The following is a 16,355-nucleotide window of genomic DNA, read 5'->3' as shown; positions in this document are numbered from 1 at the left end:
TACGGCCTTCTTGATGGAATTCTATCTTTTTCTCATTACCACGTTATACACTTTGATGAAAACATCCAATTTGAGAGGAAAAAATTGATGAAGATAAAAGAGAAGCACAAACTCCGTAAACCGAGCGGCCCCTATCTGGTAGGATGTACACACTTTTCTTATGAATATGATTCGAACGAGACAGGCGAAAAAAGCCGCGTGATTCCCTGCCTATGCTTTTATCCCGCAAAAGGTAACGGTGAAGGAAAATTGAAACCGTATGTGAATGAGAGTATCATTCCAGGAGCCAATGGTATTGAAACAAATTCATACGTCAACGCCCCCATCTGTGATGGCAAGCACCCGCTTCTCCTTTTCAGCCATGGATTCAACCTCTTCTGTGAAGCGAACACGGTTCAATTCGAGGAACTTGCTTCTCATGGATATATGGTTTTAAGCATAGGCCATCAGGGCTCAGGCTCGTATGAGTTGTCATCTGGTGAGCTTTTAGTACCTGATAACGAAAAACAAATAAAGGAGCTTCAAGCAGAAGCAGTAAATGCTATAGAGTTATTCGCATCATACTCTGCATGGCTCAGTGGAGATGGTAAAGGAGCAAGCATGGAGGAGCATCGCGATTCCTATAAAAGATTAATTGACGGTCAACCCGGTTTAACCACGCACAGTGAAGTATGGATAAAAGACAGTCTTGTTGCCCTTGACATGTTTCTAAATGATGATGAACAGGAGCATGCTCACCTTTACAATCATGTCGATAAAGAGAGCATCGGTGCTTTTGGAATGTCCTTTGGGGGATCAACCGCACTTAGCCTTACACATGCATCTGATTTAATCAAGGCCAGCGTCAACCTGGATGGTTTCTTCTACAGCACGATCTGGCAGAAACCGATAAAAAAACCGAGCTTGATGGTACAAAATGGTTCCGGTTTATTTTTAACATATCCTTTCTTAAACGCTGAAAATGACACCTATTTAGTATCAATCCAAAATAGTACCCATGCGAACTTTACTGATTACAGCGAAATACTGGCAGAAAACTTTATTTCAAAAGGTGTTGTAGGAGACAAGGAAGTTAAGCAGGAAATACTCGGAGAAATAGACCCTATTGAAATGGAGAGAATTATGAATGTCTTGCTCCTGGATTTCTTTGATAAATATTTGAAGGGGAAGGATTCATACGTATTAGACTCAGATGAATTGCCTGATGATGTGCTTTTGCTCAGAAAATAATCATGCTGAAATGTACAAAGGCTACGTTAACCACTACGCCAGTTTGAAAAGTTAATATTTGAAAAATATAAATAGCATAGAAGGCGGTAATGTATGAACTCACTAACTAAAGAAACGGTAGATGAATTATTGGCAGCAATGGACGCTTATAAAGTAATTGCGCAAGAACTCATTGACAAATTAATATTGGAAACGAACCAGCCTGAAAAATCAGAGATAATAAAAGGAAATTACTACTTAATTTCAAATGCGGAATTACGAAACGATGAAGAACATTTAACCGGTAATTGGTATTTTGATGTTCATGGAGAGCATTGCATGTTTGAAAATTTAGCTACTGGACAAAAATTGGAGGTTTCCCTCGGGAATACAGATGATATTGGAAATGTTGATCCTTACTTTTTTTATGACTTCTTGAAATCAACTGAGAATTTCAAACATTTAATTCAATATTTTGAAAATCCATTTAGTGATATGTTGAATTTCTTTGAAGTATTAGAAAAGCGAAAAATACTCATACATATTCACGGTGTTGAATACAGAAAGGTTCTTCAGAATGAGAAATAATTGAGAGAAAAGGTCGCTTACAATTTCTACAATCTCTAAACGATTACCAGGCTGTTTCAGTTGGAGAATGCGGCATATGTGCGGCCTTCACATCTGGTAATACCAACACTCCACTATAGATGTCTAGATAGGGCGCTCTCTACAAACAAGAAAGCGTCCTATTAAATCTCTGAACTTGGGAACCGGTTAGGAAAAAGAAGGAGCGGTATTCTTCGTCCCGTTTTCGTGTTATGTCGTTTTCAGTTTATAGCACAGTTCAGTCCTGTTCGAAACGCCTAATTTCCTGTACGTATTTTGCAAATGTCGCTTCACCGTGTTCAGGCTGATATGCAGCTCATTGGCAATCAGTTGGTTGGTATAACCTTGCTGTACGAGTTCGTAGATTCGCCCCTCCGTTCGCGTCAAGTGGGGGAGCGGTTCCTGCTCTCGGGTGGTAGACATCCCGGAGTGCCTTCCTTTGGGAATCAGGTAGATGGCGTAGGGAAGCGTTCGGTGATCGGAAGAATGGGTGGGGACAGAAGGTTGCACATAGATAGTGAACGCTTGCTGAGAAAGAGACAAAGTGCTTGCTGCTGGAGCAGAAAAAGTAGCGGGACTGGAAAGGGCATGATTCTTCATGTGCTGTTGGATAAAGGCGAGTACAGGATTCGTGTACGTTTTTCCTAAAAACCATTCGGCACAAATGTCTTTGGCTACTGGATTCACATAACGGATGTGGGTAGGAGGCTCTACAATGATGATGCCGATGGAAGACAACTGGGAATGGGCTGTGAATAACACACGTTCTTTTTGCAGTTCATCTGCATTCGTGTGGATGGCAAGCGTATGAGCTATCGTACGGGAAAGTGATTCTATCAATCGCACGTCATTCTCTGTGAAGCGTTTCTCCTGTTTGCTGCGTGCCAACCCAATGCATCCAAGCAGCCTGCCTTCCTTTTTGAGGTAAATGCCCATCTCATCGTAGTTTCCGTAGGCACGCATGAACTGGTTGTAGTAGATGGTTTGCTCGTATTCCTGGTCGGACATGACGTCATTGATGCGCAAAGCATTGCGGGAGGGGTTTTGAGGAATGGCAGTTTGCGGATGCAGCAGATCATGATGAAAATAATAGGAGACATAGTCTTGGATTAGCCTATCCTCGACATTGAGCGTGATAGGAAGAAACAAATTACCGTGTTTATCTGCGATCCAAAAGATAGACCGATGAAAGCCAAAGATTTGCGAGAGGGAGAGTAAAACCTGTTGAGGAAACCTTTCAGCTGGAACGAGGATGGATTCGATAAATTCCAAAATTTGGAACTCCCCAGATGGAATGTGTCCTTTTCCACAACCAGATTCCCCCTGTTTAATCGAGTTTCCACCATCATAATATATGTGTTTACAGGTAGCAACATGGACCTGATGAGAAAGCGCAGTTCGCAAAAAATGACTCTTTTGGGTAATTGGCAGCGCTTTCAGCGTTTGTCATAATGAAGCGAAAGAAACAAGCAAATGTAGAAAGGGAGGCGGTATAAGTGAATTTATCTCAATATTCAGTTTATGATGGAATAGGATTGGCTGAGCTTGTCAGGCAAAAAGAAGTCACTCCAAAGGAACTGAAAAAGGCCGCGTTAGAAGGAATCGCAAAGGTAAATCCACAGCTGAATGCGATCATCAGTGTCTTATCCGAAACAGCGGATGAGCAAATCGATGCGGGCCTTCCGGAAGGACCGTTTCGTGGGGTTCCCTTCCTCATTAAGGAGATTGTACTACATGCAGCTGGTGTACCGTTCAGCATGGGCAGCCGATTGGCAAAAGGGGCCGTCTTTCCTTACGACACTGAATTGATGGCACGCTTCCGCAAGGCTGGTCTCGTCACAGTTGGCACGACGACCACACCAGAATTCGCATACAACGCCACGACCGAATCCGTCTTGCACGGACCGACCCATAACCCGTGGAATCTGAGGCACAGCTCAGGCGGGTCAAGTGGAGGATCAGGAGCTGCTGTCGCAGCTGGAGTCGTCCCGTTTGCTCATGCGAATGATGGGGGAGGTTCCATCCGCATCCCGGCTTCCTGCAACGGACTGGTCGGGTTGAAGCCAACTCGTGGTCGCGTGCCGACAGGTCCTGATTACAGCGAGCCGTTAAATGGTCTCGGTATTGAATTTGCTTTAACGCGCACAGTCCGTGATGCTGCTGCGCTGCTCGATGCAGTAGCAGGGCCGGATACTGGCTGCTACTCTTGGGCAGAGCCGCCGAAGAGACCGTTTTTCGATGAGATTACCCACCTACCTCGCCGACTTCGTATCGCTTGGATATCAAAACCGCCTTCTGGAGCTTTAGTAGATCAGGAGTGTCTGGATAGCTTGCATGCAACTGTCCGACTTTGCGAGGAACTCGGGCATGAACTGGTTGAAGCTTCGCCGATCATCGACAGTGAACAGCATATACTTGCAACCCTTCGCATCTGGGCTGCCAATGTCACATCCTGGATCGATGGAATCGCCCAAGCGACAGGGCAAACACCATCAGAAGCTAATGTGGAAGCAGCGAATCTGTCCACCTATCAGTACGGAAGGACCATTACCGCCACGGAGCTGCTGGATGCCCTCGCCGTTCAGAACATCGTTTCCCGAGCAGTTGGCAGGTTTTTTACAGAGTACGACGTTCTATTGTCCCCGACGACAGCAAGACCGCCACTGCCTTTGGGAGAGCTGAACGCAAACGCCAAAGGGCTTAGCGCAAAAGAATGGACAGAGCAGATTTTTACGTATGCGCCCTTTACGAATTTGTTCAATACGACGGGCCAACCCGCCATTTCTTTACCGCTTGGTTGGAGCCGCGATGGACTTCCGATCGGCATGCAATTTGCCGGACGCTATGCCGATGAGGCTACGCTTTTGCAGTTGGCTTCCCAGCTAGAGCATGCCTGCCCGTGGAAGGAACGGCGTCCTGCTTTTCACGTCGCGGCAGAGCAATTGCCCGTTTTCTAGAAAAGTTAGCGACTTGATGGGGTAAAGGGAGCCGAGAATAGAGCGAGCCTTTGAGTCTTTGCAGAGGAGGAGCAGCAAGAACTACACAATGACTATTTCTAAAACCAGCTATGAAAAGCTGGTTTTTTTGTTGCATATTCATCCGTCATATTAAAGATTAGAAGAGACTAAATGGAGTGCAGATAGATGAAGTTGTCATGAACTGAAATTAAAACAAATCATCCCCCCGATAGAGGTACATTCATTTCGGCCATTTTCTCAAATAACCACCTTTATTAGAAGAAAAATCTCATTGATGTCCCTCAAGATTTGTTTACCAGCTTAGCGGCGCAATGCTTGGCGATACGGATAACATTCAACATATCTTGAAGTCACATGATTAAGCGGAACCTTAGTCAGCATTAAACTAAAGGGATCAAGAGCTCAATGCACACGAAAAACGGTAGCCTTCGTAAATGGCTGCCGTTTTATCAACTAACGGGCAGTTTGCGACAACACACAACATGTACAACATAAAGCAAACACTAGCCCTCAACAGCGCGGTTCCTCTTAGTGTAAGGAGAAAATAAAGTGCTAGACTGGGAAAATAAAGTATTAGACTGACGATGCTTCATCAAGCTAGCGGGTAGGAGGCTTAAGATCAATCTCGGCGAGCCTACCATAAATTAAAACAGGTCATTCCGCTAACGGGTACGATAGCTGAATAAACTAGGCCAGTCTAACACTTTATTTTTGTGTTTTGACTGGCCTTTTTGTATTTTATGAGACTGCCTTTTCGCAGAACAGCTGCCATCTGTCCGTTTTGTTGAAGTGGACGAGCCGGAAGGCTAAGACCGGGGCGGGCTGGGATCGACGGAGGTAAAGTGGACGCATTCACCGTTTTTTGTCGACATAGACATTTGTGCACTCTTCGGAACAATGACGAGTCCAAGAGCTTCCTTCTTGCCGCTTATAAGGGACGGAAAGCTTGTAATATGAATAATCGGCATAGGAATCTAACCATTCCTGCAATTGTCGCAATACACGTACCAGCGGCCTTTTTTGTGGTCAAACAAACGTTGCTTGATTTCGGCATTGATCCAATCCAGTTCATGCAGATTCAGCATTTTGTCCGACTACACTTTATTGGCCGCGAGTATAAGGTATTGGCAGATCCATTGCATAGTTTTAGCATCAATCAGGTCTCCATTTTCATCCATAAGTACAATGGTTTCGCGATCAAGGTCACATGTAATCTGAAACGAAACATTAAGCATCCTCTCCTCTTCTTCAAGGGGAATAGGGGATATAACACGAATGATGGTCATAGTTTCCTCCTAGGAGATTTTCTAGGTTGGTAATACATTCCCCGGAACTATGTATTTCCCTGTCGGCAATAGCTATTACTACCCGGAAACGGAGCACCCTACTTTGAAATGTGTACTTGGTTTCCAACTTGTTTTCAACCAGTTTTCAATTTATCGAAGATGATCGAATGGGATTGGGAGTTTAAGCGGTATCAACCATATATAAGGTAAAATGGTAAAATAGGGTTGTCGACTCCAGAAAAAAGGGGGTCGACTTTTTTTGTCGAATGTCGAAAGGGGGTACCACAAAAATGTAGTACTGTTACGGTCACTTCCGCACCACTAGAATGGGATTATATCGAACAATGGAAAAAGCGGGGGATCGTCATGCAAACGCGACGTGTCAAAATACTCGGCACCGGAAAATATGTGCCCCGTCGAATCGTGACGGATGAAGAAATGGATGCGCGCCTAGGGACACCGCCTGGCTGGGTCCGCAAAACGACGGATGTTGTCGCGCGCCATTTTGCAGGGGATGGGGAGACCGCATCGTATATGGGAGCGAGAGCAGCGGCAGATGCTCTTGCAGCAGCGGGAATACGTACCTCGGACATCGATTGTCTCGTATGTACGAGCGGGACGAAAGAACAGGCACTGCCCAGCACGGCCTCCTTCATCCAGAAAGCGCTCGGGGAAGAGATGTCTGGTGTTCCTTCATTTGATATTGATGCGACATGTCTCAGCTTCCTCACCGGTCTAGATGTGATGTCTTATATGGTAGATGCAGGGCGTTACCGTTATGTGCTGCTTGTGTCGACCGAGATCGCTTCAGTCGGACTGAACTGGAATGAGAAAGAAAGCGCCGGATTGTTTGGAGACGGTGCGGCTGCCGTCGTCATTGGCCCGTCCGAGAGAGAAGACGCTTCTCATATCATAGGCGCTTTGATTCGAACATACAGCAAAGGGGCGAGGCTGTCGGAAATACGCGGCGGCGGCACGCGCATACATCCGCGCGAGCATAATGCGCAGACGGAAACAGATTTTTTATTTCATATGGATGGGCAGGCGATTTTCAAAATGGCTTCGAAGCTTCTTCCTGGCTTTGTGGAAGAACTGCTGGCACCGACTGGAACTCGAATGGGCGATTTTAAAGCGGTCATACCGCATCAAGGAAGCGCAATGGCCATGCGGCTCCTGCGGAAAAAGCTCGGAATATCCGAAGAGCAGCTGATATATATTACCCCGAATCATGGCAACACGATTGCCGCATCGATTCCAATGGGACTTCATGAGGCGGTACGCCAAAGAAAGGTGCAGCGCGGGGACAGGGTACTGCTGATCGGTACGGCGGCCGGATTATCGCTCGGAGGGATGATCCTTGATTATTGAAGACTTCATTGCTAAGAGGCGATCAACGATCATGCTCACAGGGGGAAGGGCACCTGTCAGTCTCGACCTGGCGCGTTCCTTTCATAACACTGGTCACCGGGTGCTCGTTGCAGAGAGTGCGCGCTATCACGTTTGCCGCGTTTCGCGGGCGGTAGAGCGAAATTTCCTCGTTCCCGCTCCGAATACAGATACAGAGGCTTTTTTGCAAGACCTGGAATCGATCGTGACGAGCGAGCAGGTCGATGTTCTCATTCCGACTTGCGAGGAAATTTTTTTTGTAGCCAAAGGGCTGGATCGGTTACGCCGGCACTGCAAAGTATGGACGCCTCCCATCGAACAGTTAGGAGAGCTGCATGACAAGTGGAGGTTTGTTTTGTTAGCGAGACGGCACGGATTGACGGTGCCGCGATCTGAGCTCATTTCCACGCATGAGGAGTGGCTAACGCTTGCAGCGAAGGAACGACAGGGCGAATGCCTCGTATTGAAGCCAGCGTATTCGCGATTTGCATCGCGTGTTCTGTTTCTGTCCCGAGAGGATCACCCGGATAAAAGAAGGCGGTTTTTGGCAAATAACATGAATGCTGTGACACCACAGACGCCGTGGGTAGCGCAACAACGCATTTATGGTCGAGATATTTGTACCTATAGCGTCGCTTTTGAAGGAGAATTGATCGCACATACAGCTTATCCGAGCCGTTACCGGATCGGTCAGGGCGCTTCGGTTTATTTTGAGCCTATCGAACACGAGAGCTCTCGAGAGTGGGTCCGCAAGTTTGTCAAGGCGACGCAATTCACTGGACAAATCGCATTCGATTTTATCGAAGAGGAAGGTAGCGGACTGTTTGCCCTGGAGTGCAATCCGAGGGCAACGAGCGGTGTACATTTGTTTGGTGCGAGTGGCGGCCTAGTGCAAGCATTTCTGCAACCGAACGCGCTGCAAAAATCAGGCACCGTTCTGACCCCAAAGATGTCAAGCAGGGCCATGTTGGCTGCACCAATGTTTGCGGCAGGTTTTCGAAGCATTCGCAACTTTCGCGAGCTTGGCGCTTGGAGCCGAGCTTTTCGTATAGCCCGTGACGTCGTGTATAACCCGATGGACATGCGACCTGTTGCTGAGCAGCTGCGGGTTCTGGCCGAAGCATGGCGGACAAGCAGAAAGCATGGCATTTCACTTGTTGAAGCAACAACGATCGATATCGAATGGAATGGTGATGCATGACCAACGCATTGGTAACAGGAGCTACCAGGTTTTGGACAACATGCCTTCTTGCGATTAAGTCAAATGGGATGGAACGTAGGCGGCATGCGTACGGATTCCTCCTCGCGCAAATCCGTTTGGACGAATCGGATGCCTTGCTCCTGAAGCTCGGAGCGGATCGACTCGCTTCGTCCCATCATGCTGTGGACGTTGAAGGTACAAGACACGTCGTCGACGGGTGCCGAAAGCAAAATGTGCTGAGGCTCATTCATATTTCAACGCCGAGCAGCTATTTCGACTATCGAGACCGGGGAGGTATCAGCGAATCGGAACCGCTTCCAGTAAAGCAGGTTATCGCTTATGCCGCAACCAAGTTGCTGGAGCTGCGGCAACCAGGTATTGGAGAAGAGGAGGTTAGGTATGTGGTGCTATCGCATTTTCATGCCGATCATCCGGCGGGGCTGCGCGACTTTCCTAATGCTCGCATCCTGTATAAGCGGGATGCGCATACAGCGATCAAAGATCTTGGTTTGCTTGCCTCAGTCAAAGCTGGCTGTCTGCCTGGTCTGCTGCCGGACGATTTCGAGGAACGATCCGCATTCATTGATGAGACTCCAATGCGCAGGCTACCTGGGATTTTCCGTTCGTGATGGGTTATGATCTGTTCGGAGACGGTAGCTTGATCGCGGTTGACCTGTCAGGGCATGCTGCGGGGCAGATCGGATTGTTTTTGATGTCGGCTACAGGCGAGTACTTCTTATGCGCGGATGCGGTCTGGTCAAGCCGCGCTTATCGAGAACGGCGCAAGCCGCACGCGGCAGCCGTGCTGATCATGGATGATCGTGGTCAGTATGCTGATACTTTTGAACGGTTGTGCTTTCTGCATCAGCAATATCCTCAGATTCGAATCATACCGAGTCATTGTAAGGAAGAACTCTTACAGGAGATAGGAGAGAAGGAATCATGAACGGACTTATCATACTCCTAAAGCATTACATACAGACCAGGTTCGGGGGAAGATGGGCCGATCGTACGGCGTTCGAGCGCTGGCAGGAACGCCAGGTACTCCGCCAGCTTCGATTCGTCATGACTCATTCTCCCTTTTATCGGGAGCTATGGGGGGATATCCCGCTGGAGCAATGGAGACGGTTCCCGATTATCGACAAAAAAGTTATGATGGATCACTTTGATCACCTGAATACAGCAGGTATCCGAAAAGACGAGGCGATGGCGGTCGCGCTTGAAGCGGAGAATACGCGCAATTTCCAGCCGCGAATCGGAAACATAAGCGTCGGCCTGTCGTCAGGAACGTCCGGTAACCGCGGTCTATTTCTCGTCAGCGATCGCGAGCAAGCAGCCTGGGCTGGCACGATGCTGGCGAAGCTGTTGCCTGGACCACTGTGGAGACCAGAGAAGGTAGCCTTTTTTCTGAGGGCGAACAGCAATCTGTACGAATCCGTGCGCAGCGGCAAGCTGCAGTTCGAATATTTCGATCTACTAGAACCGATCGAGAGGCATGTGAAGCGGCTGGAAGTTTATCAGCCTGGCATATGGGCCGCGCCTCCATCTTTACTCCGTCTGCTGGCCGAGGAAAAACGGGTAGGTCGGTTGAGAGCGTTCCCGCATCGAATCATTTCTGTTGCGGAAGTACTGGAGCCGCTCGATGCTCGTATAATTCAAGAGACGTTCGGCTTGCCGCTTCACCATGTATACCAATGTACGGAAGGCTTTCTCGCTAGCACATGTCGGCACGGAACACTGCATTTGAATGAGGATGTGGTTCATATTGAAAAGGAATACGTTCAAGGGGAGAATGGCAAACGCAAATTCGTACCAATCGTGACCGATTTCTCTCGCTCTACGCAGCCGATTATTCGTTATCGATTGAACGATCTACTAACGGAAGCCGAGTCGGCCTGTCCGTGCGGCTCTGTCTTTACCGCGATCAAGCAGATCGAGGGCCGTTGCGACGATATCTTTTATATGTTGAGCGAAACGGATGGGGGACTTACTCCGGTTTTCCCGGATTATATTACACGCGCCATCCTTGCCGCTTCCCCTGTGATTGAAGAGTACCGGGCCCTTCAGATCGATGTGGAGAAAGTAGTGATTGAGCTTCAAGTCGCCGCCGGTTTCGTTCGGGAAGAGGTCGAGTGGCAAGTATCGACATCGATGGAGTTGCTGATGCGCAGGTTACACTGCCGCATCCCGAATCTCACATTTGCTCCTTATTCGTTTCAACCGGGACTTCGCAAGCTTCGACGCGTAGAAAGGAGATGGCAGATTGAGCAATCACATCTCCCTCTATGATCAAAGTAATCTCGAGCGCATCGATTGGCCGGATACCGAGGACGGCCGGTACGCGAAAGCTTATTTGGAGCCGCTTCTGCGCGAAGGGACCGACCGATTCATGCGCAACGTGAGAACGAGGATGCTCGTTTTGCGGACGGAGGATCTGGTTCTTCCTGTTACTGTAAACGATGATGATTACGACAATTCGTATGTTTGTTCTCCCTATACGCATTATATTCGCTATGCCAAACGGGAATTGGAGTTATTGAACCGCCCGCTAATGGAGAAAAGCTTGTCTGCAATTCTGGACGTCCTTGGCTATTTTATGAAAAGTTCGCAACTCAATCAGGTTGTCCATGTAAACAATTGGCTATTGTCAACGAACCTGTACCCCCGATTATCGGAAGGACAGCTTGCGGCCATTGTGAATACGGTGCGGGAAGCATTTCCCGAGCATGCAATCGTGCTGCGTTCCCTTAGTTCTTCGCTTCATCCGGCAATGATTGCAACCTTGCAAGCGAATGGCTGCAAACTGGTGCCAAGCCGGCAGATATATTTATACCAATCGAATGATCCAGCTTTCGGAAACGCAAAATCGCGCTGGCTATTGAAGCGGGATTACGAGCTGCTGGCGAAGAACGGGTATGAGTTTGTTTCGCCGTCGGACATAACAGACACAGACGTGCCCCGAATAGCAGAATTGTACGCGATGCTCTATTTGGATAAGTACTCCTACGACAACCCACAGTTCGATACAGCGTTTATCCGCTTAGCCAAGCAAACCGGCGTGCTGACCTTGTACGGGCTGCGCAAAGAGGGGCGATTGGATGCTGTTATGGGTTTTTTCAACCGCAATGGGGTCATGACGACTCCGCTTTTCGGCTATGATACGTCGCAGCCTGCTTCGGTTGGGCTGTACCGTATGCTGTCTGCTTGCCTGATCCGGCAAGCCCGTGAGATGGGAGATTTACTCCATGAGAGCGCAGGAGCTGCCCAATTCAAACGAAACCGCGGAGCGATTGCCGATATCGAATATTCCGCGGTATTTGACAGTCATTTGCCGCTTGGAAGAAGATGGTGTTGGACGCTTTTGGAGCAGCTGCTGAACGGTATTGGCGTTCCGATCATGCGCAAGTACAAGCTATAAAAAGCTATAAACAGATAGATTAAAAGGAGGAAAGGGTGCGGATCATGTCGCGAAGAGAGCAACAACTACCATCTCCTTCAGGAGAGAGGATCGCCCTCATTACGGGCACATCAAGCGGTTTCGGCATGCTGTCAGCTGTCGAGCTGGCGCGTAAGCAATACCGCGTCGTTGCGACGATGCGGGATACGGAACGGGCCATCGAGCTGCGCAAACGAGCCGAACAAGCAGGGGTATCGGAGCGACTGGACTATCTCAGCTTGGACGTGACATCTACTCAGGACATCGAGCAGGTCGTTGCGGAGACGCTTCGCATGCATGGCCATATCGACGTGCTTATCAATAATGCCGGGTTCGCTGTTGGCGGGTTCGTCGAGGAGGTACCGATGGAAGATTGGAGGCGGCAGATGGAGACGAACTTTTTCGGACTCGTTGCGATGACCCGAAGCGTCATTCCTGTCATGCGGAAACAACAAAGTGGTCTGATCGTGAATATCGGCAGCATCAGCGGACGAATCGGGTTTCCCGGCTACGCGCCGTACGCCGCCTCCAAGTTTGCTATAGAAGGGTTTAGCGAGAGTCTGCGTCATGAACTGGCTCCGTTTGGCATCCGCGTCGTGCTAGTAGAACCTGGCGCCTATCGAACACCAATCTGGCAAAAAGGGTTAGCAAATATTCCTTGCGACGCAGACTCCCCCTACAAACACAGACTCGAGGCGATTATGCGATATTCGCGCCGTGCGTCTGAACATGCACCCGATCCGCAGCAAGTAGCAGAGCTGATCGGGAGAATCGCAAGCACGCCATCGCCACGTCTGCGCTACCCAATTGGGCAAGGATCGCTTCTCGCGATATGGGGAAAGGCATTGCTTCCCTGGAAGTGGTTCGAGCACCTGATTGAGCGGGGAACGCGTTGATCATTCTTTCAAACACACCAAAGAAAGTTTGCTTCAGCGGACTTTTATTATACTTACTTTTGGATGAAAATAATGTAATAGACTGGGAAGCATTACATAGTGTCAATTTCAGATGAAGTAAAGGCAGTGACAGTGTCAGACCCGAAAATAAAGTCTTAGACTGCAACTGCCTTTATTCAACTATTGATAAGAGACAGCCCGGCGTATGAAGAGTCATGTCCGCTGAATCGGGTAAAAGGTTGGCTGTTATGCGCCGCGGCGGCTTATTCGTTTTATTAAGTTAACGGGTAGTTATGCTTAATAACATTGACCAATTTATGGTGAAATCGATATACTTTTCAAAAAACCACACAAATAAAGGAGTTTACAATAGAGGATATCTAAACATAACCCTAGATGGAAAAAACTGTTCAATAATATCGCTTCAAAATTAAGAACTTCTTTGGGAGATTTGGCTATTCGTATTGATACCGAGAAGTAAATCCTGATTTTAGCTTAACTATGAAAGGCTGAGCTAATTTATATAACAACATAAAAGTACGGTGGTGAATTTGAATGAATGAAAAATTTTGGTTAGTGCTGCAGTATCCCTTGAAAAGCGTAAAAGGAAACCAACGCGATGAATGGTTAAAAAATAAAGTGATGGAATATTTGAATATTTCTTTATCAGATGCTGAACTTGGCTATGTCGATGGTTTTGATATGGGGAAATGCGTGTCTGACCCGTATAAATATGTACTTAACATATTTTGTGTCATTACGGATGAACAGCGGAGTATTGCCTTGATAAAAAGAGTATTAAGAGAACACAGGCTTGATTATACTCGAATAAAAATTGCAACTATGCCCTTTGAGGACGGAGAAACATACACTCTGAAATATACCTATAAGAAAGGCGTGACTGATTTTTCGCTATAACAGGAAAGTGCAGGATCACCGTACATATGCGGGAAGCGGTTCCCCACGAGCGGTCCATTTATATTTTGTGGTTTGTGGAAGGGGAGTTTTGTTGTTGTTGATCCATGTGAGCTGTCGGACGACAAGAACTTGACCCTTTTGCACCCTCGTGAGGTGCTTAAGCTGATACTGAGTTAAAGCATGTGTGCCGAAAGGAATGATTCCGTTCAATGTAAGTGTAAGACTATCACAACAATAGCTCCATGGCTGCGCGTTCTTTATCCGCAATCTCGAGCAACAGCTTAGACGCATTTATGAGCTCTTGGTGCTCACCTGTTCTTCCTGCATGGTCGATTGAAGCAGAGACGCTGACCCACATTGGAGCGATCTCTGTAAACATACAGTGGGCTTGTTCGATCCTCGGGTCCTCCAGCCGATCAGCACATTCTCTCAAATAATCCCTATACAGATTCCGAAATAAAGCGCCGCCGGTTCCCGCCCGCTCCATTAGCGTTGCGGTAAGACATAAATCATGTTCGAAATTGTTGCTGCGAGAAGGCCACTTCAAGATTTCATTGCTCATTTTAACAATGCCTTTATTGCCAATATTCCGAATGGTCGGGTTCAGATAGTCATGCGCATTCATGGTCAAGGATTCGCGTATAGCAGAAACAAGCGGAAGCAATTCGTCGTTTGGCTCGATCGTAAAGGAACGATTCCGGGAACTCATGGGTCCCTTTGCATTTCTGGCAGCGGCCAAGCTTGTCAAACGCGTCTTCACAAGTCCACCCTGTTGTCTGGTGTCCGCCATGTAGGCGTATTCGTCATCTATACCGTAAAGTACCGCATAGTGACCGGCGAAGTGCACTTTGTTCTTAAAATAATCCAAGTAATAGGCATCTAATTTAAGCCCAACAGGAATGCCGTGTTCGATGCTGCTTCGGACGTTCTGCCACGCCTTATTGACGGACGAGGTTTCTTGATATCTGACGTTCAAGCCGAGTCGTTCGGCGAGATAAGCGCTCAGTTTATCCGGTTTTATCCTTCCTCCGATGAAGGGGAAGTCCATTTCCTTCGAATCCCAGTATATGAATCCAAGCCCTTGCCCGAGCCCGAACAACATCGGCTCAGACAGGCGGACTCCCGCATATTGCATTAAATTGCCCATGGCGGTTGTTTCGCAATGTTCGCCTTGATAAGGGATGAAACCTTCAATAAATTTGACCATGTCTACTTGCCTCCTCCAATAATTCATGTATTAAACGGCTAACGAACTCTTGTTCGCTCTCGATTAAGCTGAATGGATGCAAGAACAACGCCCTTACGTTCAGCGGCAAGCTAGCTCCGCCTTGTGATTCGTACTTCTGTCTTATTTTTATCGAGGCTTGTCCAAGAAAATCCAGTCGTTTCCGTAAAGCAATGACGGCCTCTTCCTTCCCGATATGGGGCAAAGCGGCCAAACCGAGATCGAAGCGGTTGTCGCGTTCCCGTGTAGACGACAGACTATCAAGAATTTCATTTTTCAGCTTACGTATACCCACTTCGGTGAGGGCAAACCGGGTCGGCGTTGGCCCCTTGCCGGATTTCTCGTCGGATGTCTCAGGTGAGATCCATCCTTTATCACTAAGTTTCTTCAATCCTGCATATATCGAAGTTGTACCGATATTCGCCCATTCTTTATAACCTCGCTGCTCGACTAACTTCATAATATCGTATCCGGAAGCTTGATGATGTTCCGCGATCATTTGCAGGAGCATGAATTCGACATTCGATAATGTATGCATAGAGAGACTCCTTATCTTTAGTATTTCATATATGGAATATAACATGAGTGTAATAAAGATTCAATAACCGAATCTGCTAGAAAACTACAGCTTGAGAATGTTCAAATCAGGAACTGACGAACTTCCGAATGTACGGGTCTTGAGGCGGCACTTGAGCTCGAGCATCGATCGATCATCCCGATCTTTTTTGTACCCAGGTGATCAACACTACTTCGCGGAAAGCAGTTTGCCGTCGTATGACGCTGACGCGACGGCGTTGCTATTGCAACTTGTACTTGAATTCCTCAGGCGGTTAAATGACTGAAGCAAACTCCTGTATGCGGGAAGTCAGTTAAGCTCCCATGAAAATTAATTTCTATGTATAACGAAAAATGGCAACACTAAAAAAAGACGTAGCTCATTCATTTTTTAAAAACAGCAACGCCTGAGTTCTATGCTATGAATATTTCTCTTAGATTAAGAGGCTTCAGTAATCGTAACGGTATATCCCAGCTTTTCTAATCTCTGAACCGAATGCCTTACTATGAACTGTTGTTTTTGCTTTTCAAAATAATCTTCTCCTAAATCGACATACATTTCTTTACGGGTAAGTAGATAGTAGGAGATTCTTAATATGGCATGGGCTACAGAAATTGCAGCTCGTTTTTTACCTTTTCGTGCTGCTGTTCGCCTATAC

At 47.5% G+C, this 16,355-nt stretch carries 15 protein-coding genes and 1 pseudogene; 11 read left to right on the top strand and 5 right to left on the bottom strand.

Annotation, left to right across the window (positions count from 1 at the left end; genetic code table 11):
* Positions 1-87: 87 nt before the first annotated feature.
* Positions 88-1,230 carry an alpha/beta hydrolase family protein gene (locus ADS79_RS16460; RefSeq protein WP_049739507.1) on the top strand — a complete coding sequence of 381 codons (1,143 nt, stop codon included), beginning with the start codon at positions 88-90 and terminating at the stop codon, positions 1,228-1,230.
* A gap of 93 nt (positions 1,231-1,323) precedes the next feature.
* Positions 1,324-1,797, top strand: a complete 474-nt coding sequence (locus ADS79_RS16455) for a DUF6896 domain-containing protein (RefSeq protein WP_049739506.1) — start codon at positions 1,324-1,326, stop codon at positions 1,795-1,797.
* A 228-nt stretch (positions 1,798-2,025) separates the two neighbouring features.
* Here the strand turns inward: ADS79_RS16455 and ADS79_RS16450 are convergent, their stop codons facing one another.
* Entirely contained in the window at positions 2,026-3,087 is a 1,062-nt protein-coding gene (locus tag ADS79_RS16450; RefSeq protein WP_049739505.1) for a LuxR C-terminal-related transcriptional regulator, read from the bottom strand.
* A 224-nt stretch (positions 3,088-3,311) separates the two neighbouring features.
* Here ADS79_RS16450 and ADS79_RS16445 point away from each other — a divergent pair, with 224 nt between their 5' ends.
* On the top strand, positions 3,312-4,772 hold the full coding sequence (locus tag ADS79_RS16445) for an amidase (RefSeq protein ID WP_049739504.1): 1,461 nt from the start codon (positions 3,312-3,314) through the stop codon (positions 4,770-4,772).
* Between the two features lie 1,115 nt (positions 4,773-5,887).
* Here the strand turns inward: ADS79_RS16445 and ADS79_RS16440 are convergent.
* A complete protein-coding gene (locus tag ADS79_RS16440; RefSeq protein ID WP_049739503.1) occupies positions 5,888-6,079 on the bottom strand; it encodes a hypothetical protein in 192 nt (63 codons plus the stop codon).
* Positions 6,080-6,445: 366 nt separating this feature from the next.
* On the opposite strand from ADS79_RS16440, the gene ADS79_RS16435 reads away from it, so the two are divergent.
* The 8 genes from ADS79_RS16435 (at position 6,446) to ADS79_RS16400 (ending at position 13,916) form a co-directional block, all read left to right on the top strand.
* Positions 6,446-7,447 (top strand): beta-ketoacyl-ACP synthase III, encoded by a 1,002-nt coding sequence (locus tag ADS79_RS16435; RefSeq protein WP_049739502.1) that lies wholly within the window; start codon positions 6,446-6,448, stop codon positions 7,445-7,447.
* Positions 7,437-8,666, top strand: coding sequence for an ATP-grasp domain-containing protein (locus ADS79_RS16430; RefSeq protein WP_049739501.1), 1,230 nt, complete (start codon positions 7,437-7,439; stop codon positions 8,664-8,666). The genes ADS79_RS16435 and ADS79_RS16430 overlap by 11 nt, the downstream gene beginning before the upstream one ends.
* Positions 8,663-9,295, top strand: a complete 633-nt coding sequence (locus ADS79_RS16425; protein WP_049739500.1) for an MBL fold metallo-hydrolase — start codon at positions 8,663-8,665, stop codon at positions 9,293-9,295. The genes ADS79_RS16430 and ADS79_RS16425 overlap by 4 nt, the downstream gene beginning before the upstream one ends.
* Positions 9,292-9,612, top strand: a complete 321-nt coding sequence (locus ADS79_RS16420) for an MBL fold metallo-hydrolase (RefSeq protein WP_141260999.1) — start codon at positions 9,292-9,294, stop codon at positions 9,610-9,612. Before ADS79_RS16425 ends, ADS79_RS16420 begins: the two co-directional genes overlap by 4 nt.
* A complete protein-coding gene (locus ADS79_RS16415; protein ID WP_049739498.1) occupies positions 9,609-10,955 on the top strand; it encodes a F390 synthetase-related protein in 1,347 nt (448 codons plus the stop codon). The genes ADS79_RS16420 and ADS79_RS16415 overlap by 4 nt, the downstream gene beginning before the upstream one ends.
* Positions 10,930-12,084, top strand: a complete 1,155-nt coding sequence (locus ADS79_RS16410) for a hypothetical protein (RefSeq protein ID WP_049739497.1) — start codon at positions 10,930-10,932, stop codon at positions 12,082-12,084. Before ADS79_RS16415 ends, ADS79_RS16410 begins: the two co-directional genes overlap by 26 nt.
* Positions 12,085-12,128: 44 nt before the next feature.
* Positions 12,129-12,998, top strand: a complete 870-nt coding sequence (locus tag ADS79_RS16405) for an SDR family oxidoreductase (RefSeq protein WP_049741020.1) — start codon at positions 12,129-12,131, stop codon at positions 12,996-12,998.
* A gap of 555 nt (positions 12,999-13,553) precedes the next feature.
* Positions 13,554-13,916, top strand: coding sequence for a hypothetical protein (locus ADS79_RS16400; RefSeq protein ID WP_049739496.1), 363 nt, complete (start codon positions 13,554-13,556; stop codon positions 13,914-13,916).
* A 226-nt stretch (positions 13,917-14,142) separates the two neighbouring features.
* On the opposite strand, the gene ADS79_RS16395 is transcribed toward ADS79_RS16400, so the two are convergent.
* The 3 genes and pseudogenes from ADS79_RS16395 to ADS79_RS36165 all read right to left on the bottom strand — a co-directional run.
* Positions 14,143-15,123: a BtrH N-terminal domain-containing protein gene (locus ADS79_RS16395; RefSeq protein WP_049739495.1), complete on the bottom strand. Its 981-nt coding sequence runs from the start codon at positions 15,121-15,123 to the stop codon at positions 14,143-14,145.
* On the bottom strand, positions 15,107-15,679 hold the full coding sequence (locus ADS79_RS16390; protein ID WP_049739494.1) for a PadR family transcriptional regulator: 573 nt from the start codon (positions 15,677-15,679) through the stop codon (positions 15,107-15,109). Before ADS79_RS16390 ends, ADS79_RS16395 begins: the two co-directional genes overlap by 17 nt.
* Positions 15,680-16,135: 456 nt before the next feature.
* Positions 16,136-16,355, bottom strand: a pseudogene (locus tag ADS79_RS36165) (IS110 family RNA-guided transposase); the annotation flags it as partial.

The sequence above is a fragment of the Brevibacillus reuszeri genome (assembly GCF_001187725.1).
Classification (GTDB): domain Bacteria; phylum Bacillota; class Bacilli; order Brevibacillales; family Brevibacillaceae; genus Brevibacillus; species Brevibacillus reuszeri.
Note: the sequence above shows the minus strand (reverse complement) of the source record. Positions and strands in the feature narration are given on the sequence as shown.

Coding starts and splice junctions, on each gene's coding strand:
- ADS79_RS16400 (WP_049739496.1), top strand. CDS start 13,554: ATGAATGAAAAATTTTGGTTAGTGCTGCAGTATCCCTTGAAAAGCGTA.
- ADS79_RS16455 (WP_049739506.1), top strand. CDS start 1,324: ATGAACTCACTAACTAAAGAAACGGTAGATGAATTATTGGCAGCAATG.
- ADS79_RS16405 (WP_049741020.1), top strand. CDS start 12,129: ATGTCGCGAAGAGAGCAACAACTACCATCTCCTTCAGGAGAGAGGATC.
- ADS79_RS16390 (WP_049739494.1), bottom strand. CDS start 15,679: ATGCATACATTATCGAATGTCGAATTCATGCTCCTGCAAATGATCGCG.
- ADS79_RS16440 (WP_049739503.1), bottom strand. CDS start 6,079: ATGACCATCATTCGTGTTATATCCCCTATTCCCCTTGAAGAAGAGGAG.
- ADS79_RS16460 (WP_049739507.1), top strand. CDS start 88: ATGAAGATAAAAGAGAAGCACAAACTCCGTAAACCGAGCGGCCCCTAT.
- ADS79_RS16415 (WP_049739498.1), top strand. CDS start 9,609: ATGAACGGACTTATCATACTCCTAAAGCATTACATACAGACCAGGTTC.
- ADS79_RS16395 (WP_049739495.1), bottom strand. CDS start 15,123: ATGGTCAAATTTATTGAAGGTTTCATCCCTTATCAAGGCGAACATTGC.
- ADS79_RS16435 (WP_049739502.1), top strand. CDS start 6,446: ATGCAAACGCGACGTGTCAAAATACTCGGCACCGGAAAATATGTGCCC.
- ADS79_RS16425 (WP_049739500.1), top strand. CDS start 8,663: ATGACCAACGCATTGGTAACAGGAGCTACCAGGTTTTGGACAACATGC.